This window comes from Enterobacter sp. A8 (assembly GCF_004296595.1).
Taxonomy (GTDB): domain Bacteria; phylum Pseudomonadota; class Gammaproteobacteria; order Enterobacterales; family Enterobacteriaceae; genus Enterobacter; species Enterobacter cloacae.
This window is the reverse complement of record NZ_SCMF01000004.1, coordinates 152,368-173,804: the sequence shown is the minus strand read 5'-3', so window position 1 is coordinate 173,804 and position 21,437 is coordinate 152,368. Positions and strand designations below refer to the sequence as shown.

Annotated in this window: 15 protein-coding genes, 1 tRNA gene and 2 pseudogenes; 10 read left to right on the top strand and 8 right to left on the bottom strand. The window is 45.7% G+C overall.

Features of this window, described 5'->3' with window-relative positions; all coding sequences use genetic code 11:
- The first annotated feature begins 183 nt into the window (after positions 1-183).
- The 5 genes from EQV24_RS16485 to EQV24_RS16465 all read left to right on the top strand — a co-directional run bounded on the left by EQV24_RS16485 (position 184) and on the right by EQV24_RS16465 (position 7,986).
- On the top strand, positions 184-2,625 hold the full coding sequence (locus tag EQV24_RS16485; RefSeq protein ID WP_130626841.1) for a DEAD/DEAH box helicase family protein: 2,442 nt from the start codon (positions 184-186) through the stop codon (positions 2,623-2,625).
- A 71-nt stretch (positions 2,626-2,696) separates the two neighbouring features.
- Positions 2,697-4,169 carry an N-6 DNA methylase gene (locus tag EQV24_RS16480; protein ID WP_130626840.1) on the top strand — a complete coding sequence of 491 codons (1,473 nt, stop codon included), beginning with the start codon at positions 2,697-2,699 and terminating at the stop codon, positions 4,167-4,169.
- Positions 4,169-5,932: a restriction endonuclease subunit S gene (locus EQV24_RS16475; protein WP_130626839.1), complete on the top strand. Its 1,764-nt coding sequence runs from the start codon at positions 4,169-4,171 to the stop codon at positions 5,930-5,932. Before EQV24_RS16480 ends, EQV24_RS16475 begins: the two co-directional genes overlap by 1 nt.
- A gap of 10 nt (positions 5,933-5,942) precedes the next feature.
- Positions 5,943-7,052, top strand: coding sequence for a nuclease (locus EQV24_RS16470; RefSeq protein ID WP_130626838.1), 1,110 nt, complete (start codon positions 5,943-5,945; stop codon positions 7,050-7,052).
- A 187-nt stretch (positions 7,053-7,239) separates the two neighbouring features.
- Positions 7,240-7,986: an ABC transporter permease gene (locus EQV24_RS16465; protein WP_130626837.1), complete on the top strand. Its 747-nt coding sequence runs from the start codon at positions 7,240-7,242 to the stop codon at positions 7,984-7,986.
- Between the two features lie 472 nt (positions 7,987-8,458).
- Here EQV24_RS16465 and EQV24_RS16460 read toward each other — a convergent pair.
- Positions 8,459-10,059: pseudogene (locus EQV24_RS16460) on the bottom strand (TIGR04141 family sporadically distributed protein).
- A 924-nt stretch (positions 10,060-10,983) separates the two neighbouring features.
- Between EQV24_RS16460 and EQV24_RS16445 the strand changes: the two are divergent.
- From EQV24_RS16445 to EQV24_RS16435, 3 genes are read left to right on the top strand one after another with little or no spacing between them, the layout of a single operon-like run.
- The gene (locus EQV24_RS16445; protein ID WP_207905512.1) at positions 10,984-11,445 is read left to right on the top strand and encodes a hypothetical protein; all 462 of its coding nucleotides are present in this window, start codon (positions 10,984-10,986) and stop codon (positions 11,443-11,445) included.
- 10 nt (positions 11,446-11,455) lie between these two features.
- Positions 11,456-12,592: a PAAR domain-containing protein gene (locus tag EQV24_RS16440; protein ID WP_130626833.1), complete on the top strand. Its 1,137-nt coding sequence runs from the start codon at positions 11,456-11,458 to the stop codon at positions 12,590-12,592.
- A complete protein-coding gene (locus EQV24_RS16435) occupies positions 12,576-12,848 on the top strand; it encodes a hypothetical protein (protein ID WP_130626832.1) in 273 nt (90 codons plus the stop codon). The genes EQV24_RS16440 and EQV24_RS16435 overlap by 17 nt, the downstream gene beginning before the upstream one ends.
- 814 nt (positions 12,849-13,662) lie before the next feature.
- On the opposite strand, the pseudogene EQV24_RS16425 reads toward EQV24_RS16435, so the two are convergent.
- A pseudogene (locus EQV24_RS16425) lies at positions 13,663-14,055 on the bottom strand (primase-like DNA-binding domain-containing protein); the annotation flags it as partial.
- 95 nt (positions 14,056-14,150) lie between these two features.
- Between EQV24_RS16425 and EQV24_RS16420 the strand changes: the two are divergent.
- Positions 14,151-14,714 carry a phage polarity suppression protein gene (locus EQV24_RS16420; protein ID WP_130626829.1) on the top strand — a complete coding sequence of 188 codons (564 nt, stop codon included), beginning with the start codon at positions 14,151-14,153 and terminating at the stop codon, positions 14,712-14,714.
- A 5-nt stretch (positions 14,715-14,719) separates the two neighbouring features.
- Here EQV24_RS16420 and EQV24_RS16415 read toward each other — a convergent pair whose 3' ends face one another.
- Positions 14,720-14,863: a hypothetical protein gene (locus tag EQV24_RS16415; protein ID WP_059373031.1), complete on the bottom strand. Its 144-nt coding sequence runs from the start codon at positions 14,861-14,863 to the stop codon at positions 14,720-14,722.
- Between the two features lie 175 nt (positions 14,864-15,038).
- On the opposite strand from EQV24_RS16415, the gene EQV24_RS16410 reads away from it, so the two are divergent.
- Entirely contained in the window at positions 15,039-17,792 is a 2,754-nt protein-coding gene (locus tag EQV24_RS16410; protein ID WP_130626828.1) for a TrlF family AAA-like ATPase, read from the top strand.
- A gap of 53 nt (positions 17,793-17,845) precedes the next feature.
- Here EQV24_RS16410 and EQV24_RS16405 read toward each other — a convergent pair whose 3' ends face one another.
- The 5 genes from EQV24_RS16405 to rraB form a co-directional block, all read right to left on the bottom strand.
- The gene (locus tag EQV24_RS16405) at positions 17,846-19,096 is read right to left on the bottom strand and encodes an integrase arm-type DNA-binding domain-containing protein (protein WP_130626827.1); all 1,251 of its coding nucleotides are present in this window, start codon (positions 19,094-19,096) and stop codon (positions 17,846-17,848) included.
- Between the two features lie 163 nt (positions 19,097-19,259).
- A tRNA-Leu gene (locus tag EQV24_RS16400) sits at positions 19,260-19,344 on the bottom strand.
- A 106-nt stretch (positions 19,345-19,450) separates the two neighbouring features.
- Positions 19,451-20,173 carry a topoisomerase II gene (locus tag EQV24_RS16395; protein WP_130626826.1) on the bottom strand — a complete coding sequence of 241 codons (723 nt, stop codon included), beginning with the start codon at positions 20,171-20,173 and terminating at the stop codon, positions 19,451-19,453.
- A 30-nt stretch (positions 20,174-20,203) separates the two neighbouring features.
- Positions 20,204-20,962, bottom strand: coding sequence for a tRNA isopentenyl-2-thiomethyl-A-37 hydroxylase MiaE (gene miaE / locus EQV24_RS16390; RefSeq protein ID WP_130626825.1), 759 nt, complete (start codon positions 20,960-20,962; stop codon positions 20,204-20,206).
- Positions 20,963-21,008: 46 nt separating this feature from the next.
- Positions 21,009-21,434, bottom strand: coding sequence for a ribonuclease E inhibitor RraB (gene rraB, locus EQV24_RS16385; RefSeq protein WP_006810300.1), 426 nt, complete (start codon positions 21,432-21,434; stop codon positions 21,009-21,011).
- Positions 21,435-21,437: the final 3 nt, after the last annotated feature.

Sequence of the window (21,437 nt, the reverse complement as noted above, 5' to 3'; positions counted from 1 at the left end):
CGGGATCGCAATAAATTGTTAGTAACAAACATGTAGTAAGTTCTTGAACGTGAAGAATACTAATAGTTCGAATTATCCACCTTAATTTTGCCAGTTGTTCCCCAAAACACCTGATCAGCTCATTACCTGATACATTAATCTGTGTAAAATCAGAGCTAATCCTATTTCGTTGAGAGCTCTGCTATGGTTGGCGAAAACAAAACTCATCTGACGGAAACAGACATTATCACCAAATATATCCTGCCTGCCGTCAAGACCGCAGGCTGGGATGTCATGTCACAAGTTCGTCAGGAAGTAAAACTGCGTGATGGCAAAATTGTAGTGCGTGGCAAACTGGCCTCACGTATCAAAGTGAAATCTGCCGATATCGTGCTGTACCACAAGCCGAACTTGCCGTTGGCAGTGATCGAAGCCAAGGCCAATAAGCACGCCATCAGCAAAGGAATGCAGCAGGGTCTGGACTACGCCAGCTTGCTTGATGTGCCTTTTGTGTTTGCCTCCAATGGTGATGGTTTCATCTTCCACGATAAAACCAACCCGCAGCAGCTCGAATCCGAAATTGCCCTCAGTGACTTCCCGACGCCTGAGCAGCTCTGGCAAAAATACTGTGTCTGGAAAGGATTCACTCAGGAGCAGTTGCCGGTTATCAGCCAGGATTATTTCGACGACGGCAGCGGCAAATCTCCTCGTTACTATCAGATGCAGGCGATCAACCGAACGGTAGATGCCGTGTCGGCTGGAAAGCATCGCATTCTGCTGGTCATGGCAACCGGTACGGGTAAAACGTATACCGCATTCCAGATTATCTGGCGGCTCTGGAAGGCCAAAAACAAAAAACGCATCCTTTTCCTCGCTGACCGCAATATCCTTGTCGATCAAACCAAGAACAATGATTTCCAGCCTTTCGGTACAGCAATGACCAAAGTGACCGGACGTACCATTGATCCGGCGTACGAGGTCCATCTTGCGTTATACCAGGCTATTACCGGACCGGAAGAACATCAGAAAGCCTATAAACAGGTAGATCCAAATTTCTTCGACCTGATTGTGATTGACGAATGCCACCGTGGCAGCGCGTCTGAAGATTCAGCCTGGCGAGAGATTCTGGAATATTTCGGCAGCGCCACACAGGTTGGCCTGACTGCGACGCCAAAAGAAACGGAAGACGTCTCCAATATCGACTACTTCGGTGAGCCGGTTTACACCTATTCTCTCAAAGAGGGCATTGAAGACGGTTTTCTCGCCCCCTATAAAGTCGTGCGTGTTGACATCGATGTTGATGTTCAGGGCTGGCGGCCCGTCAAAGGCCAGCTGGATAAATACGGCGAAGAGATTGAAGACCGAATCTACAATCTGAAAGATTTTGATCGCAAACTGGTCATTGATGAACGCACCATGCTGGTAGCGCAGACCATCACCGATTACCTGAAACGCACCAATCCGATGGATAAAACCATTGTTTTCTGCAACGACATCGATCACGCCGACCGCATGCGCCACGCGCTGGTGGTGCTCAACCCTGAGCAGGTGTTGAAGAACGAAAAGTACGTGATGAAAATCACCGGCGACGATGACATCGGCAAGGCGCAACTCGATAACTTTATTAATCCTAAGAAAGCCTACCCCGTTATCGCGACAACATCAGAGCTGATGACAACCGGCGTTGATGCGCAGACCTGCAAGCTGGTCGTACTGGATCAGAACATCCAGTCGATGACTAAATTTAAACAGATCATCGGGCGCGGCACACGTATCAACGAAAAGCACGGCAAGCTGTGGTTCACCATACTCGACTTCAAAAAAGCGACCGAGCTGTTTGCCGACCCACGCTTTGACGGTTTGCCGGAAAAAGTACTGGTGGTAAAACCCGACGATATCTCCAATGAAAGTTCCAACTTCAATGAGCGGCTGGAAGAAGAAACCCTTAATGATGATGTCGATAAACCTGCCAGTGAAGTGCGAGAAGACGCTGCTGAGTATCACGTTAACCGCGACAACCATTCCGGAAACGGTGAATTTCATAGCGATGATGCAGACAAAGTCCGCAAATTCTATGTGAATGGCGTGGCGGTGAAAGTACTGGCGAAGCGCGTTCAGTATTACGATTCTGACGGCAAGTTGGTCACTGAATCCTTCCAGGATTACACCCGCAAAACGATGCTGAAAGACAGCGAGTACGCCTCGCTGGATAGCTTCGTGCGCAAATGGCAGGAGGCACCTCGCAAGCAGGCGATTATTGAAGAACTGGCACAGCTGGGAATTCTGTGGGATGTGCTGGCCGAAGAGGTGGGTAAAGATCTCGACCCGTTTGATTTGCTCTGCCATGTGGTGTACGGTCAGCCACCGTTAACCCGTCAGGAGCGCGCGGCCAACGTACGTAAGCGTAACTATTTTACGAAATACGCCGAACCGGCTCAGCAGGTTCTCAATACCCTGCTGGACAAATACGCCGATGAAGGCGTGCAGGAAATCGAGGATGTTCAGGTGCTAAAACTGAAGCCGTTCGATGCACTGGGTCGCCCAATTGAGATCATCAAAACCCGCTTTGGCGACAAAAAGGCGTATGAGCAAGCCGTTAACGAACTGGAAAACGAAATCTACCAGCTTCCGCCGCGCTCAGCCTGATAACACGTAAATTTATTGCCACTGGCCGCAACTGCGACCGGTGGCATCCTTTTTAAGTATGGAAAGAAAACATGTCGATTAGTTCAGTCATTAAATCTCTTCAGGACATTATGCGTAAAGACGCCGGTGTGGACGGCGATGCCCAGCGTCTGGGGCAGCTTTCATGGCTGCTATTTTTGAAGATTTTTGATACCCAGGAAGAAGAGCTGGAACTGGAGCAGGACGACTACCAGTTCCCGATTCCTCAGCGCTACTTATGGCGTAGCTGGGCGGCGAACAGCGAAGGTATCACCGGTGATGCGTTACTGGAATTTGTGAACGACGACCTCTTCCCAACGTTGAAAAACCTCACCGCGCCGATCGATAAAAACCCGCGTGGTTTTGTGGTCAAACAGGCGTTCAGCGATGCCTACAACTACATGAAAAACGGTACGCTGCTGCGTCAGGTGATCAACAAGCTCAACGAAATCGACTTCAGCAGCAGCCAGGAGCGCCATCTGTTTGGCGATATCTACGAGCAGATCCTGCGCGACCTGCAAAGCGCCGGAAATGCGGGTGAGTTCTATACCCCGCGTGCGGTGACGCGTTTTATGGTCAACCGTATTGATCCGAAACTGGGCGAGTCGATTATGGATCCGGCATGTGGTACCGGCGGCTTTCTTGCCTGCGCGTTCGACCATGTGAAAGACAATTACGTCAAAACCACCGAAGATCATAAAACGCTGCAAAAGCAGATCTATGGCGTAGAGAAAAAGCAGCTTCCGCATTTGCTGTGTACCACCAATATGCTGCTGCATGGCATTGAAGTACCGGTGCAAATACGCCATGACAACACGCTCAACAAGCCTCTCTCTTCCTGGGATGAGCAGGTTGATGTGATTGTCACCAACCCACCGTTTGGCGGCACTGAAGAAGACGGCATTGAGAAAAACTTCCCGGCAGAGATGCAGACCCGCGAAACCGCTGACTTGTTCTTGCAACTGATTATCGAAGTACTGGCAGACAAAGGCCGCGCGGCGGTAGTATTGCCAGACGGTACGCTGTTTGGTGAAGGTGTAAAAACCAAAATCAAAAAGCTGCTCACCGAAGAGTGCAATCTGCACACCATCGTGCGTTTGCCGAACGGCGTGTTTAACCCCTACACCGGCATCAAAACCAATATTCTGTTCTTCACTAAAGGTCAACCAACCAAACAAGTGTGGTTCTACGAACATCCGTACCCGGACGGCGTGAAGAACTACAGCAAAACCAAGCCGATGAAGTTTGAAGAGTTCCAGGCGGAAATCGACTGGTGGGGCAATGAGGCCGATGGTTTTGCCAGCCGTGAAGAGAACGATCAGGCGTGGAAAGTCGACATCGGCGACATCATCACCCGCAACTTCAACCTTGATATCAAGAACCCGTACCAGGGTGAAACCATCAGCCACGATCCGGATGAGCTGCTGGCGCAATACCTGAAACAGCAGGTGGAAATCAGCGAACTGCGTAATCAGCTACGCGACATCCTCGGTGCCGCGCTGGCAGGTAATAAGGGGGCGAACTGATGACCGTTGAGAAGCTTATTACCGACCATATTGATATCTGGTCTTCTGCGCTGCAAACCCGCTCCACCGCCGGGCGCGGCAGTAACAGTAAAATCGACCTCCATGGTATTAAGAAACTGCGCGAGCTGATTCTGGAGCTGGCGGTACGTGGAAAACTGGTGCCGCAGGATCCTAATGATGAACCGGCGTCTGAGTTGTTAAAACGTATTGCTGCTGAGAAAGCGGAGCTGGTAAAGCAGGGGAAGATTAAAAAGCAGAAGCCGCTGCCGGAAATTAGCGAGGATGAGAAGCCGTTTGAGTTGCCGATCGGGTGGGAGTGGGTAACTTTGGCAACAATAGGTGAAATTGTTGGTGGAGGAACGCCGCCATCTAATAACCCACACTATTGGAGTTCTCGGGGGATTAAATGGTTAACTCCCGCTGACCTAAACGGACTCAAGGGTAAGTATATATCTTCCGGCGCCAGAGATATTACAATCGATGGTCTTTCTAATTCATCAGCAAAACTAATGCCGAAAGGCACTGTGCTTTTTTCCAGCCGAGCACCGATTGGTTATGTAGCGATTTCAAATAATGAGCTATCAACGAATCAAGGCTTTAAATCTTGCGTACCGTATATCAAAGAAAGTGCAGAGTATATATATTATTTTCTATTGAGTGCTGCGAAGAAAATAGATGAAATGGCAAGCGGGACGACATTCAAAGAAGTGTCAGGTGCGGTAGTATCTAAGGTTTTGTTGCCTCTTCCACCACTGAATGAGCAACTAAAAATTGTTGGAATAGCAGATGAATTAATGTCCCTCTGCGACCAACTGGAACAGCAATCTTTCACCAGTCTGGAAGCCCATCAACATCTGGTTGAAACACTTTTGGCGACGCTGACCGAGAGCCAAGATGCTGAAGAGCTCACCGAAAACTGGGAGCGAATCAGCCAGCATTTCGACACGCTGTTTACCACCGAAGCGAGTATCGAGGCGCTTAAGCAAACCATACTGCAATTGGCTGTAATGGGTAAACTGGTGCCGCAGGATCCTAACGACGAACCGGCTTCTGAACTACTTAAACGGATTGAGCAGGAAAAAGCGCAACTGGTGAAAGAAGGAAAAATTAAAAAGCAAAAACCGTTGCCACCAATTAGTGAGGATGAAAAACCATTTGAGTTGCCGAAGGGGTGGGAGTGGTGCCGGTTGGGTTCATTATTTAATTTCAAAAATGGATATGCATTTAAAAGTGAATGGTTTAGCGATAATGGGATTCGATTGGTAAGAAATACAAATATTTCTCATGGTAATATTAATTGGAATGATTCGGTTAATATACCTTTGTCAATGTTCTCAGAGTTTGAAGGATTCAGCCTGAACTTAGGAGATGTTCTAATATCTCTGGATAGACCAATTATTAATACTGGATTGAAGTATGCATTCGTACGTGAGTGTGATTTGCCTTGTCTTTTATTACAGCGAGTGGCTAAATTTAACAGTATAGGGAATGTTATTCGCAGTGATTTCTTGAGTAAATGGCTGGAATCTAATTATTTTATTAACTCCATCGACCCAGGCAGAAGCAATGGTGTGCCTCACATTTCGACTAAACAGCTTGAAATAACTCTGATCCCTTTACTGTCTCAAAGGGAACAAGACAAAATAATCTTGTTAACCGATAAGCTTATTCAACTTTGTGTGGACTTTAAATCCCGCCTGCAATCCGCCCAGCAAACCCAGCTCCATCTGGCAGACGCGCTCACAGAAGCTGCATTAAATTAAGGAACAGACGATGCCGGTACATCATACAATCTGGCGGATAGGGGAAAATCCCCAACCGCTAACCATCAGCAAACTCGCCAGCGAGCAACTGCTGGAGAAGATGATTTTAAACGACCCCACTATCCTCTCTGATCAGTGGATGATCATCGGCCATCAGGAAAATACGCTCGATAAAGGGCGTATCGATCTGCTGGCGATTGCGCCGGATGCCTCGCTGATCCTGATTGAGCTTAAGCGTGACCGCACACCGCGTGAAGTAGTCGCGCAGGCGCTAGATTACGCTTCTTGGGTGGATGATTTAACCGCCGATCGCCTGTCGCAGATTTATGAAAAATTTTCTGGTGGCGGAAATCTAGGCTCGGCATTTAAGCAACGCTTTAATACCGAACTGGAAGAAGAGTCGCTCAATCAGTCGCATCAAATCATTATCGTGGCGGCGGAGCTGGATCCCTCCACCGAGCGTATTGTCGATTATCTGAGCAAGAATGGCATCTCGATTAACGTTCTGTTCTTTAAAGTGTTCCAGCACGGTGACGAACAGCTCTTAAGTCGTGCCTGGCTTATCGATCCGAGCGAAACGCAAAGCAATGCCACGCAGGCCACTGCCGGAACAAGTGCCAATGCTAAGGAACCCTGGAATGGCGAGTTTTATGTCTCGTTCGGCGATCCGCAAAGCCGCGTCTGGGAAGAGGCACGTCGATATGGCTTTATCAGTGCGGGTGGTGGAAGCTGGTATAGTCAGACTTTAAAACAGCTTCAGCCGGGCGACCGCGTTTGGGTAAAAATCCCAGCAACGGGTTACGTTGGAGTTGGTATTGTTCAGAGCGCAGTTGAACCAGCCAGCAGCTTTACGATCAAAACGGAACACGGCGAAATGCCTGCAATAGATGTTCTTAAATACAGCGATCTGTATCGCCAGAATGCAGACGATCCCGACAAATCAGAATATTTTGTACCTGTGGAATGGCTGGAAACCCGATCCGAACTCGAAGCGGTGAATGAGGTAGGTTTCTTTGGCAACCAAAACACGGTCTGCAAGCCAACGACTCCCAAATGGCGTTTTACTGTGGAAAAATTGAAGCGCTATTTCACGCAATGGGACACAAGAAATAAGTTGTAAAAGAGACATGCAAAGCTCTTTTAAATACCGTAACACTGCAAAGTAAGGCGTGTTGAGAGCCTTACTTTGCAAACGGTAACGATTAAAACCTTCAATAATCGTAATACATTGCCGATCGGTTATCTTTAATGATAGTGTCATTATGCTGATATACATATTTGTCTTTGGTATCAAAATGGAGGGGATAATGAGCGATGTGTTTATCGATAGAACCAAAAGAGCAATACAAGACAGGGCTGGAAACAGATGTTCAAATCCTGATTGTAGAGTGCTAACTTCTGGACCTAATGCGCATCCAGAGAAATCAACTAAGACTGGCGTTGCAGCTCATATTACTGCCGCTTCTCCAGGTGGTGCAAGATTTGACCCATCACTGACACCTGAACAACGGCGGTCAGCAGAAAATGGTATTTGGTTATGCCAAAATTGTGCTCATTTCATTGATACGGATTATTTAAATTATCCAGTGCAACGTTTATATGGATGGAAAGCTCAAGCCGAATTTGAAGCAGAATGCGAAGTTAAACGGCTCCCCAAAAAAGAAGCAACCATTAATGAATCACATTACCATGATAATCAAGAAGATGGATGGATTTGCCCTTTTTGCGGAACCGTTGTGGGGCTAGGAAAATTTGTTTGCCTGGGATGTCAGGCAGAAGTAGTACCCGGTTTAACTAAAAATGAACGTATCGAACTAGCTAAAACGGGAATGATAGCTGGCTTCGCATTATCCGCTATATTTCTATATGTAATCCCAAGTTGGATTCTATCATATTTCAAATTATCAATTTCAGTTCAAGGGAATAAATTAATAATTGTATTAATATTTATAAGCGCAATCATTTCATTTTTATGTGCAAGAGGATTGGTATATTTCTCTGAAAAATCAAGGAGCCAATCCCCCCCCAGGTTTTTCCGCAGTTCAGTCAGATAACCCTCATGATAATGGCACCTTTTCAGAGGTTCTAATGCTAGAAATGATTATCTGTACAAAGCGCTAAAGTACTGGTTGGCCGTCGAGAAAAATTAATTATGGTGTCATGATAAAGAGAAATTAACGGCCCCAGGATGCAGGTCTTACACGGCCACGCTTGATGATCAACCTAAAAATTCACACCCAAACAGAAACTGATTTACCCCATAGACACGCTGTAGACCGTTCACCGAATTCCTTATCAGCGTCATTAGTAACATCCCCTGATGCCGTTCATGCACCTGTATTATGAGGGCCACCTTACGCGGTAGCATTGCGCGCTATTGACCAAGTATTTTTCCTCCATTAAAAAACCCACTCGAATCATAAGTCGTTGAAAATAATAAAACACCAAGAGAAATAAAATAGAGAAATAATTTAGCAATATATAATACTTATTACTACAAATTTTATTTTCAATGTTAAAAAAGATTTACTTAGACTTAAACTTCTTGAGCTTCTCAAGAATAGGAACAACTTTTACTTGTGCTATTTTAATTGTAAAGCCCAAATTTTCCAGAGATCTTACCGTGTTTTTTAAAGTTATCTTAGAAAACAATGGTAGTTTATTTGGTATGGGTCGATTAATAGCAATTGCATAAATAACCACGAACTTTTGAGTATCTGGTCTCTTATTAACATCCTTAAGTTTAATTTCATCTGGAAGTAATTTATTTAATTTAGTGCGAAATTCCGGATCGCTTACGAATAGCTCCAAGGAAACATAGGCTTGTGCAAATAAATGACTTAATGTACTAGAGCTTCTATAATATTTAACATGAATAAACTCACTCCCTTTACGCAAAATATCCGCAAATTCAAACTTACTCCCCTTTCCGCCATGATAGATTAGTTTTTTATCCAAAACAAGACCATCTTCAAGGCTTTCACAAACAAATTCATTATATTGTTCTTCTCGCTCATGATTGTAAAGAGGCAGCTCTATGTCATAAGGCATGAGATTTTTTAGTGCTCTGTCAACTGATGCAACAAAGTCGATATTAACTGTATACCAAGTACCGTTCCTAAGAATATAAAGCTCATCATTACTTGTAACTTCCGCATATAAGCAATTATATGCCGACCAAGAGTCATAGGTAGTTTCATTCTCTTTAATAATATGTATATTAATTCGTTTTAACGAATCACAACTTAAAATTTGACCTGTAGAACTGATATAATCCTTGAGAATATCAAAAGATAATGTTTGATGTATTGGTGCCCTCGAAGAAACACGTCCAATGACATATCCGATTTGTAAGGACCAATCAACTAATTCAGGCTCACCTATCCAAAAGTTGTCATTTTTATTATCATCGATCAAGCGTTCATTAAGCTCAAGTTCAAGTACATCACAAAGCATTTTATCTTTTACTTTGCTAATATTATCAATCCATTCAAATTCTTTAGGCAACTTACTTTTGAATCTCGCCAGAGCTTCTTCTAGAATGCTTCGTATGGAATTAATGCCTAACGGCGGAATAATAGTCAGAGAATCTTTCCCAGTAACAATTTCACCAAATATTTCAACATTAGACTTTCCAGTTAATGTAGATAAAATTTCCAATTCGGAATCTATATTAAGTGAGGATATATCGACTTCTTTTGCTGATTGATTCCTGGTGTTTAAGGGTGAGTCCTGATAATTACTCTTATCAAGACTCTTTAGCTTATCAGGATCTACTGAACTCAATGTTACTCTTAATCCAAAATCTCTTTCTATACTGTCTTTTTTTACTTTATGATGGCACCACCAAAAGTCATGAGAAAGAGATATCCATTGAAAGATAAGACTATTACAGCACTTTCACTCTGACACTTAGAAAAATCCTCATAGGTCACATTACTTTGAGAGCCAATTATATAATTAACCCAGTCAGGGTATTTCGCCTGCCTAGGCTGATGAATGTATATAAATGACTCAGTATCAGGTATATCTAATGGTATCGCCCGCTTCATTCTATCAAGATCTAGAATATGATTGTGGTCAACGATACCCTTTTTGACTAAAAATATGGATAATCTCTGTTTCATTGCCATTAATTCCTTGACCATGACAATTATTCATTACAGCAAAAACAAACTAATGTCAATGCTGAATAATGTATTTAAGGATAATATGTGATATATTTAAAAATCAATCCTGCGCTAAGCAAAAAATCAATATATTATGATAGGACAAAAAACATTTTCAGATGAAAATACTATGTATTTAGCCTTTTACAAAACCATCAGGTGAATCAGGCAATCCAATCAAGATAATCAGCTTACCCTCGACACAACAACTTATTGTTATCCAGATGTTGAGGTGCATGGATATATATGCAGCGCACATATTTTACGCTCCGACTGATTTAGCTGATGCTTCATCGCTTCATAATCCTGAATCAACAGACTTTCCGCATTTCATCGTTCTAAATCCATGCGCACTAATTTTTGTTATGTTTCCTATCTCAAGGTTTTAAAACACTATTTACAATGTGTTCACTCATGCCCTTCATTGCGTCACGATCGGCTTAAAGAGGAGCTTTTTATCATAAATTATTTTCTCAAACTATTCAGATAACAACCTAGCTTGTAGGTTAAGCAGAACTATATGTTCCCTTTTCGTATTCATGCGACGGCAGGAGTAACGTGCGTCTTTTATTTCTTCTTACGCTTGTTGTGCCGCTGGCTCTACTGTCAGACCACGCCCACGCAGTGATCACATTAACCCTGACAGACGAACAGGGGACAGACAACGCGAAGGTGTATATCTACAGCAACGCCAACCTTAAGGAGACAGTGACGATCAGACCGTCCGAACTATGCAAATACACCAGGACATTCAAGGAGGACTAACCCCCTTTACGGGTTGTTACGCAACACAGTTTCGCTTAAGTCTAATACCTGTTGTTTGTGTGGCTATTGTTTGTAAAATAGCCATTCGAATTATTTCCATAGCAAGTAGAGGGACCTATGAAGCAGTACACCAACGAACTTACACCAGAAATGCTGGCAGCTTTTGACGAATCACCATTTACAGCCGAACAACTCGCCGGAATGAACGATGAAGCCCGTTCTCTCATCGAAAAACAAAACGCCTCCAATCTCGCTCATCCAGTTACAGCTGCTTATCTGATCGCTACAGAGGGCAGCTTGACACGTAATGGGGGGAAAGTTTTCAGTGAATATAACGGACGGCAGATCAAACTTGATGACGGCACAATACTAAACGTGTCTCGAGTTGGCGATGAAGTGCGTTACCCAGATGGAACGTCCGCGAAGATCTCCAATGGTGCGGGAAACACACCAGGCGAATCTATTGCCCTTGTTGGTAGCTTGCTGGATAACGGCGATGAAATTATCAGCTGCCCACAAAATGCCGGAAGAAGGGTAGTCCGGGCAGGGGAATCGTTGCCAGAAAACTTTCTGAAATAAGGCGGTCACTATGGCATCGGTTAACAGAGGCTGCACAGTTCACGGTAAGAACGTTGGTCTACACGGAGATAAAACCTCTACAGGGGCACGATGTATTGCCGCCCGCCCCGGCATGTCTGTTATGGGCTTGTGGAAACTTTACATCGGCGATAAGACCACTCCTTGCCCGAAATGCGGGAAAGTGGGGGTAATTGTGAGCGGTGATCCTCGCTGCTCAAATAGCGTCGCAGTCGCCGTGGATGGTGCTGAAATCCTCTGCGGTTGTCCACAGGGTACTAATTTTCTTATCGCGCCTGGCACCGTTGAGGTGAATATCCCTTCCTGGGCGATAGCGCCTGTAGAGCCAGTGCAGCACGCACAGGCAGCGAAGAAGCAAAACAGATTTGCTGGCACCTGCAAACCCGAAGATAACCCGCTATTGAACGGCGTTTACATCTGGACTGAAACCACTGACGCAGGACACGCCTTTGTATCCGTACATCAAGACAATTCGATTTATCTCTATACCTATGGTCGCTACGGCAGAACAGGCCCAGGGAATTTAACTGGTGACGGAATTTTAAACTTTCTGCAAGGTGAAGATGCGAGGGTTTACTATAGAGCAGAGCTGTACCGGATGGGCGCAAGAGCGTTTCGAATAAATGATGCTGATCCGACAAAAACAAGGCAGTTCTTTGAAGATCTATGGAATAAGGGTGAACCAGCGGTTCGCACATCGGAAATGAAAGAAACAACCCAACGCAGAGGCCGTACAATTGATGAGTACGACGTAACAGGAAACAACTGTACCACTCACTCTGTTGAAGGGATTAAGTATGCTGGTTCAAGGGTATTCGAGCACAACTACACATCTACTACGACGCAGATTCCTATCGAATCCGCAGAAGATTTCACAATTCCTGTCTCATTGCAGCGTTATCTTGAGTCAAATAGTTCTGACTTCTCATCAATGACAGTTGTTGAAATGACAACCGAGTTTAAAAAAATGTACCCCAACAAGGACAATTTGCCGCGCTACCAGGAGTCACCAAAGGGTAAAGTTCAGCACATTGCCGCCGAAGCAGCGGCTACAGGCGATTCATTATCACAGTATTCCAGCGGTACTTTTGGCGGTGTATTAGGTGGATCTTATGACGTTGACGAATAGGACTAAAACCATTCTCCGATGGGGAGGGATTTGCATTGTCAGCTTGGGTTACTTCTTCGGTCTGTTTGTCGCCTCACAAGCATTCGCGGTTTTCTCTGAAAATCAGTCTCTTGTCTCAAATCCTGTTCCATTAAAAGAGTATTACCAGGCTGTTGATTCACTTGCCCAAGCTACAAGCGGTGTTTTTGATGCGGCAATTTACGGTTTCGTGATTTGCGTCCCTCTGATCCTGCTCATCTTCAAGAAAGTGAGATGACCGTCAAAGGCTGGAGAGATCTAGCCTTGCCCCCTCCTCACTGATTTTAGACAATACAAGCCTAATGCCCGTTGGTGGTAAGATAACGCGCGGAGACGTTAGGCGACTTCACCAGGGAGTGTCAGATAGTGAAGTTTATCAGGATGACCATGTACCCGAAGGAGCGAGGCCGAATCGCTGGCAGAGCCTGCATTTCGTGTGCAGGTACGAACACCACCATAAATCTATTTATTCCCTGCAACGTCATAGCATTCAAGTTCAGTCAGTGTTCAATCGGTACATGTTTGACGCCTGGAACTACACGCCGCTATGAGTTAACACCCAATTACCACTATCAACCACAGCGGCTTTTTCAAGGAACATAACAGAGCATTTTTTATAGGCAAAAGAGACGAGTTATATTGACTAACTAGCTGTATTGTAAGGAGTTTAGTGACTTGGTGCGAAGGCCGGACTCAAATCACAACTTAAGCAACTGAAATACAATAACATTCACAACAATCATAAGTAATATGCCCCCTTTTGTGCCCCCAACGATTTTTTTGAACATATCAAACTTAGCTATTTGATATTGCTACCAAATTCAAGATTAACGCCCTATTCGGTTAGGATCCGAAATCCGGATCCTAACCGGGACTCAATGCCACAAAAAAGTTTTTTTGCATTTTACTGTTCACACTGTTCACCTTTTCTTTTTTATCAATAATTTCAAAGTGATATAGGGTGAATATACGGTGATGGGTGAACAGTGGAGTGTTCATCTTATGACAATGGTCGGAAAGAAAAAGACCGGCTGTTGCCGGTCTGGAGCTGGTTAAGTCGCTGCAGGTTCGTCGCATTTCGGCAGCCAGTCGCCGTAGCTTTCCTCTTTCAGCGACAGATTGGTCTGTATCCCCTGCTTTGTGTGCCGCTTCTCATAATTCAGGCCGTACTCTTTCAGCATCATGGGCAGCCCCAGCCCGAACATTTTCAGGCTGAGCACGTTCCTGTATCCGTTGGCCTCCATATAGGCCAGATACGCGTGATAGAGATATTTACGGTAATTGCGCGGGACGATGCTGGCATTACCCATAAACATCCCGTTGGTCTGCGGCAGCATTTCCAGATAACCGCAGAAATCAAACGTCGGGTCAGCATCGCGCTTGATACTGAGCGCCTCGTCGGAGTTCTGCTGTGTCTGGAGCAGTGCGCGGGCGGTCATCGGGTCACCGGTTACTGAGCCGGTTATCCCTGTACCCGCACCGGCGGCCACCGTTAACCGTGCCGGTGCGTGAGCACGGTCAGACATCAGGAGAGACATACGTGACCACACTGACGCTACAGAAAGCCTTTGAGGCCTGTCAGGCAAATAAATCCGCCTGGATGCAACGCCGGGATGAACTGAAGCAGGCCGAACAGGCGTACCGTGAACAGCTTGCCGGTAACGGCCACAGCGGCCGGAGCCTGCAAACCCTGCGCGAAATTATCGATGTGAAAAAGTGGGAAATAAATCAGGCTGCCGGGCGTTATATCCGCTCGCATGAGGAGGTGCAGCGAATCAGCATCCGTAACCGGCTGAATGATTTTATGCAGGCGCACGGCGCGGAGCTGACCGCCGCCCTTGCCCCGGAGCTGATGAATTATTCCGGGCAGCATTCCGCCATTCAGCGCTGCGCCATGCAGCACTCACTCGACTATCTGCGTGAGGCGCTGCAGGTCTGGCTGGCCGCCGGTGAAAAAATTAATTATTCGGCGCAGGATAATGACATTTTAACGGCCATCGAATTCAGGCCTGACGCGGCCTCGCGCGATGATAATCGTGAAAAATTCACACCCGCACAGAACCTGAATTACACCCGCCGACGCGCAGAGCTGGCCGCACAGTAGTCCTTTCAAAAATTCACGAAAATCCCGCCTTTTTCCCCTAAAAAAGCCATGCATGCATAAGGTGCATGGTTTTGCATGCGTTTTACCGATACTGGAACCCCGGCCAGCGCCAGCACTGGCGCGCCCTGAGGCCGGTCATGCACCTGCATTAAAAGCGCCCCCTTAAGCGGGCAGGCGTGGCGGGGAGAGCATTGCGCGCAAGATACCACTTCATATATAAATATCTGGTAGGGGGCAATGCGACAAAATAAGAGTAAAATAAGCCACTGTATAAAAGCTATCTTAAACATAGAACTTTTTAAAAACCTTTAAAAGGAGTTTCTCATGCAGCAAATAGGTTCAAAATGGTGGAAATTTGATTTCCATACTCACACACCAGCCTCAATGGACTATGGCAAGGGTGATCATGAAATAAAAAAGAATATGACACCGAGAAATTGGTTATTAGACTATGTAAATAAAGGAATAGAATGTATAGCAGTAACCGACCATAACTCAGGAGCATGGATTGATCAATTAAAGATTGAGTCCACAAAATTAAGAGAGGAAGGACACTCAATTTATATTTTTCCTTCAGTAGAAATAACAGCTCATGGCAATATACATATTTTAGGGATTTTTGACCCAAATAGAACTACAAGTTTTATTTCACAAATAATAGGCGCAGCAAAATACACTGGTTCTGAAGGAGATAGTGATGCCGTTACACAATGTAGTCCTCAAGAGGTCATCGATCTGATTATTGAGCGTGGAGGAGTTGCAATACCTGCTCATATTGACAAAGCTAGCGGCCTATGTAGAGTACACGCTTCAGGCTCTACGCTACGACAGATATTAACTAATGCATCCGCCGTTGAGGTAATTAGAACGCACAAAGAGTATGAAGCTAATCAACCCGGCACAAGCCCGTTGAAAGGATATATATCTTTGAAAACCGATTTACCTGAAGTAATTGGTTCTGACTCTCATCATCCTGATACAGTTGGCAGGGCATTTACATGGGTAAAAATGGGTATTCCTTCAATAGATGGATTAAGACTTGCATTATTTGATGGCGCCGACTCATTAAAAAGGTCTGATAATTTCCCAGATTCACCAAATATCTACGCCGAAAATAGAATTACAAAAATAAAGATTAACAAAACTAAATATTGTGGACGCAATAATGAATTCTCGATCGACTTTCACCCTTGGCTAAACTGCATAATTGGTGGCAGGGGAAGCGGTAAATCAACTATTTTAGAATTTATTAGAACCGCATTAGGCAGGGAGCGAGAACTTGAACAACTCCCCTCTAATCAAGAGATGTATGCAGCCTATCAAAAACTCGCAAAAAAAGCTAAGAATCGAGAAGATGATGGAGTATTCCTTGACGATAGTAATATACAGATTGAATATTTAAAAGGAGATAACAAATACCTCTTACATTGGTCATTTTCAGACCAAAATGTTTCAATTAATCGCTTCGATGATGAAACTCTAATACCGGAAGAAGGTGAAGTATCCTCGCGATTCCCTGTTAAAATATTTAGCCAAAAACAAATATACGAGATATCAAGATCTCCTAATTATCTTTTGAACCTTATAGATGAATCAAATATAGTTAACTTCAATGAGTGGCAATATTCATGGGAAAATGAAGTTAATATACTGTCTCAATTAAGAAGGGAAACAAAAGAACTTAGAAGTAATATAGCCACAAAAACAGTGCTAACAGGACAATTGAATGATGTAAATCAAAAAATCGCATCAATTGAAAAATCTAGTCATGCCGCTATATTAGCCAATTACCAAAAATCAATTAACCAAGATGGTATTGTAAAACTTATATCATCAAGGAATATTGACTTCTTCAAACAATTAATAAAAAATATTTCGAATAATAAACCTGACACTTTTAATACAGACTCTTTACTTTTCAGTAGCACTCATGAGATTGAAGTACAAGATAGATTATTAGAAATTCAAATAAAGGTTGAAGAAGCTATAAAGGCTGCAACAGATAGCGCAACCTCTTTGATTGAAGAAATTGAAAGCTTTAGTAGCTGGTACCAACTATGCGACCTCAAAAAAACAATGATCTTTAATCAAACCCAATATGCAAATTTGGTATCTTCACTTAAAGCAAATGGTGTTAACAATCCAAATGAGTATGAATCTTTAATTAACTCTAGAAAGCAATTGACTGAGAGATTAGCCAAAATAGCTATCGATGAAAAAAACATTGATATTAAAAAAGCAGAAACAACTGCAAGCTATAAGCGTTTAATTGAATTACGAAAAGAACTTACTTCAAGAAGAAGGAAATTCTTGGTAGCAATTAACGATGAGAATGCTAATTTTAAGATTAATGTGGATTTTTGCGCCGATAATCAATTCTTAGAAAGTAGCTTCAGAAGTGCTATTGATAAAAAAGACTCGACCTTTAGCAATGAAATTTATAATGAAGATGAAAACGGATTTCTAAACATATTAACAAACCAAATCAGAGAATTATCTGAGAACATGGATGAGATAATAAAAAAAATTGAGCAGTTAAAAAATTGCTTCTTTGATAAGAGCAGTAACTCTATATTTGATGTAAAATTAAGCAAGAGATTTATTGACTTCAAGAATGATTTAATTGATGAGGTTATAACCTCCTTAATTTGCTGGTTCCCTAATGATGCAATAACCGTAAAATATAATGATGGGAGAAGATTCAAGGATCTATCACAGGGTTCAGCGGGTCAGAAAGCAGCAACAGTATTGGCATTTTTACTGTCTTATGGCGATGACCCTATCATTTTAGACCAGCCAGAGGATGATTTAGACAATCAATTAGTATATGAGTTAATAGTAAGAAAGATAAAGGAAAGTAAAAATAAAAGACAAATAATCATCATAACGCACAATCCAAACATTGTTGTTAATGGCGATTCAGAGTTAGTTGTATCTCTAAGCCAACAAACTGGTACAACTGATTTCCTATCATTAGGCGGTTTACAAGACCGAGATGTAAGGCAAACCATTTGTGATATTATGGAAGGTGGTAGAGATGCATTTAGCCAGCGTTACAGAAGGATTGTAACTGCTTGATCGCCCTCCCCTCTTCTAATCGTTAGAAGGGGGGATAATTTCTTAACACTTAATTATTTAGCAAACTCATAAGGTGTCATGTAAATAACTTTAATTTTATCTAAATAATCAGCCCACCACTGAACCATCATTCGACGTTCATCCAAATGCTCAGAAGTGTGAATATATGCAGCACGTACATTGTTGCGCTCCGAATGGCTCAACTGACGCTCAATAGCATCATCACTCCATAGCCCTGACTCCCCCAATGCACCACGCGCCATCGTTCTGAACCCATGACCACAGACCTCAGTCTTCGTGTCATATCCCATTGCACGCAATGCACTGTTTACCGTGTTTTCACTCATAACCTTAGTTGCGTCATGATCTCCTGGGAACAGCAGCTCTTTATCGCCACTAATCTGCTTAAGCTTCTCTAACAAAACCATCGCCTGTCGACTGAGAGGAACGATATGCTCCTCTTTCATCTTCATCCCTCGGTACGAGTAACGCACGCCTTTAATCTCTTCTCGTTTTGCAGGTACACGCCAGAGAGATTTATCGAAGTCAAACTCATCCCAACGCGCGAAACGTAATTCACTGGAACGCACAAAAGTTAGTAAGGAAAGCTCGACCGCGATCCGTGTCATTACGCGGCCACGATATGCAGCAAGACGTGCAAGAAACTCAGGGAAGCGGCTAGATGGTAAAGCTGGATAGTGTCGTGCTTTGGTTGTAGATAACGCACCGGCCATGTCAATGGCTGGATTAGAGTCGATGTAATCGTTCTGTACGGCATAACGCATAATGGCCGTAACACGCTGTTGCAGGCGCTGAGCGACGTCGTGTTTACCACTGGCATCAACTTTTTTAATCGGGGCTAACAGGTGGCTGGTTTTGAGCTGGCGAATATCGGACGAGCCGATGTGGGGGAAGATATAAAGCTCAAGATAGCGAAGAACGCGCGATCGATGGTCTTCACTCCAGCGCTTGTTGCTGGCATGCCATTCACGAGCAATTGTTTCGAAAGTGTATGCCCCCGAACTCTCAGCCTGAGCTTCTTTCTGTTCGGCTTTTGGGTCAATACCCTGCACTAAGAGCTTTTTAGCCTCGTCACGCTTTGCTCTTGCCTGAGCAAGCGTTACAGTAGGCCAAACACCAAAGGCAAGGCGATCCTCTTTTTTGTCAGAGGGGCGTCTGTATTTCATGCGCCAGTATTTAGAACCCTTGGCCGAAACCTCAAGATACAAACCGCCGCCATCGGCCAATTTGTAGGTTTTATCTTTTGGTTTTGCGGTCTCGACCTGTCTGGCGTTGAGCTTCATCTGGGGGCACATTTCTTATCGAAGTTAAGATGCCCCCAATTATGCCCCCAATGACATCCGGATTTCAACGGACTACCTCGGACAACTAAGGACGTAAAAATCGCTGCAAGCTTTGATTTTAAAGGATTTGATGGACTTTCTCGGATGTTCTTGGAAGTACTAATGGTGCCGAAGGCCGGACTCGAACCGGCACGTATTTCTACGGTTGATTTTGAATCAACTGCGTCTACCGATTTCGCCACTTCGGCACTGAAGGGGATGCGGAAACGTTGTGGATTATACCTGTCGCGCGCCGCCATGCAAGCGACGACGCGCGAAACCCGCGCTAAGTGCCCAAAAAACCAGCGCCCTTCGTTAGTCCAGCTCAGACACCGCCAGCCGAATCACCCTCGCCGCCTTCTGCTCCGGCAGCGCCAGCACCTTCGCCCACATCTCCTGCACCATATCGCAGGAGAGCTTCTCTTTGCCCACCGCCTTCTCCGACATCTGCAGCAGCTGGATGTCCTCGCCGTACTTATCGGTAAGCGCCTTCATAATCGGCCGCACATCCTCGACAGCCGCCTCACGCTCGGCCTGGGTCACGGTGTGGCGATTTTTGCCGTAGGCCGCGCGCATCATGTCCGCATCGGCCTGCATGCGCCGCGCCATCAGGTCTTTATCCAGCATGCGCATCGGGTTGATGCCGCCCTTCACCATCGGGTAGAGGAAGCGGAAGCAGGCGTCGTCGCTCACCTTCTGGATGGCGGCGGTCTGCTCCATGTTGATGGTCATGTAGTTCACCACGTTGGCGTCCGGGGCGTTTTGCAGGCGCGTCATCTGCAGATGCAGGATCTGCGGCTGGATGGTGTCGATAATCTGCTGCTCCGGCTCGCCCGCTTTTTGCAGGGCGGCCATCTGGTCGAGGATACGCTGATGCAGCGCGGGCTCCTGCTCCTTAATCACCTGCCAGGCGGGCATCGCGTTGAGGGCGTTATCCATCTGCCGTTCCGGGGCGCGCTGCCTGTCGAAAAACACCCAGAACGCCACGGCGGCAGCCGCAATGACGACAATCACAATACGGGTCCACGTTTTATTCATCTCGCATCCTTATCCTTGAGTTATGCCGGTTTACACCGGCACGCCGCTGTGGAAGCGAAACTCGTTATCCGGTGTCGAGATAAGTGTGGCTTCAATTTCGCCAAAAAGCTTTATGCGCGGTGAGATATCATCGTCGCTCACCTGCTGGGCTAGCGTCAGGTAGTCCTGATAATGGCGCGCTTCCGAGCGCAGCAGCGAGAGATAGAACTTCTGCAGGTCGTCGTCGAGGAACGGGGCCATCGCGGCGAAGCGTTCGCAGGAGCGGGCTTCGATATAGGCGCCGCAGATGAGTTTGTCGATCAGCGTCAGCGGTTCGTGGGTGCGCACTTCCTTGAGCATCCCTTTGGCATAGCGGCTGGCGGTGATTTTGACGTACGGAATGTCGCGGGCCAGCATCGCCTCGCGCACCTGCCAGAAGTGGTGCAGCTCCTCTTTAATCAGCAGCACCATGCTGTCGATGAGCGCCTGGCCCCACGGGTCGTCGGTTTTGGGCATCACGCTTTTGCCAATCTGCCTGTGCAGGGCGATGAAGTCCGGCTCCGGGCCGTCGCGGAAGGTGAACTGTTCGTAGGGTTTGAGCCAGTCGAGCAGCGCGTCGGCACCGCTTTCGTCGGCGACGTATTTACGCACGAGTAATAGCGCGGTCTGGGCGGCCTTGAGCTCGCACACCATGTGGTCGGTGAGCAGCAGAGGCAGGTTCGCCGGGTCGCGGGCTTTATCAATCCATGCTTGCGGGGTCGGGCACTGGAGGAAGTTAAGTACAGGGGCGAGTATCTGCGGGTAATCCATGGTTCTGCCTTGAAAAAGCGGTGGCGTGCGCCACCGCCTGAAACGCTTAGTGACGCACGCCGTCGTCGTCTTCGTCGACGTAATCTTCGTCGTCGCCCTCTTCGCCGTCTTCACCGTTCGGATCTTCGAAGTAGGTTCCCCAGCCGTCGTACTCCACGTCAAACTTCTCGGCCAGGTTCATCAGCTGTTCTACCTGCGCGTCGATCAACTCGGCCTTCAACGCGCCTTCGCTCAGGATGTCGCAGCAGATGACGGTGTCGCCCTCTTCCACTTCCAGCTCTTCCGGCTCGGTCACTTCGTAACCCAGTTTAAAAGCTTCCACCGCCATTTTTTCCAGCGCGTCGAAATCATCCGCAGAGAAATGGTGCTCGATGGTGTACAGCGCGTCCGGATCGCTACCGTCTTCCAGCAGCTCTTCAATAATCAGACGCGTCTCTTCGCGTTGTTCTTCTAGGTGTTCCGGGTTTGCCATGGC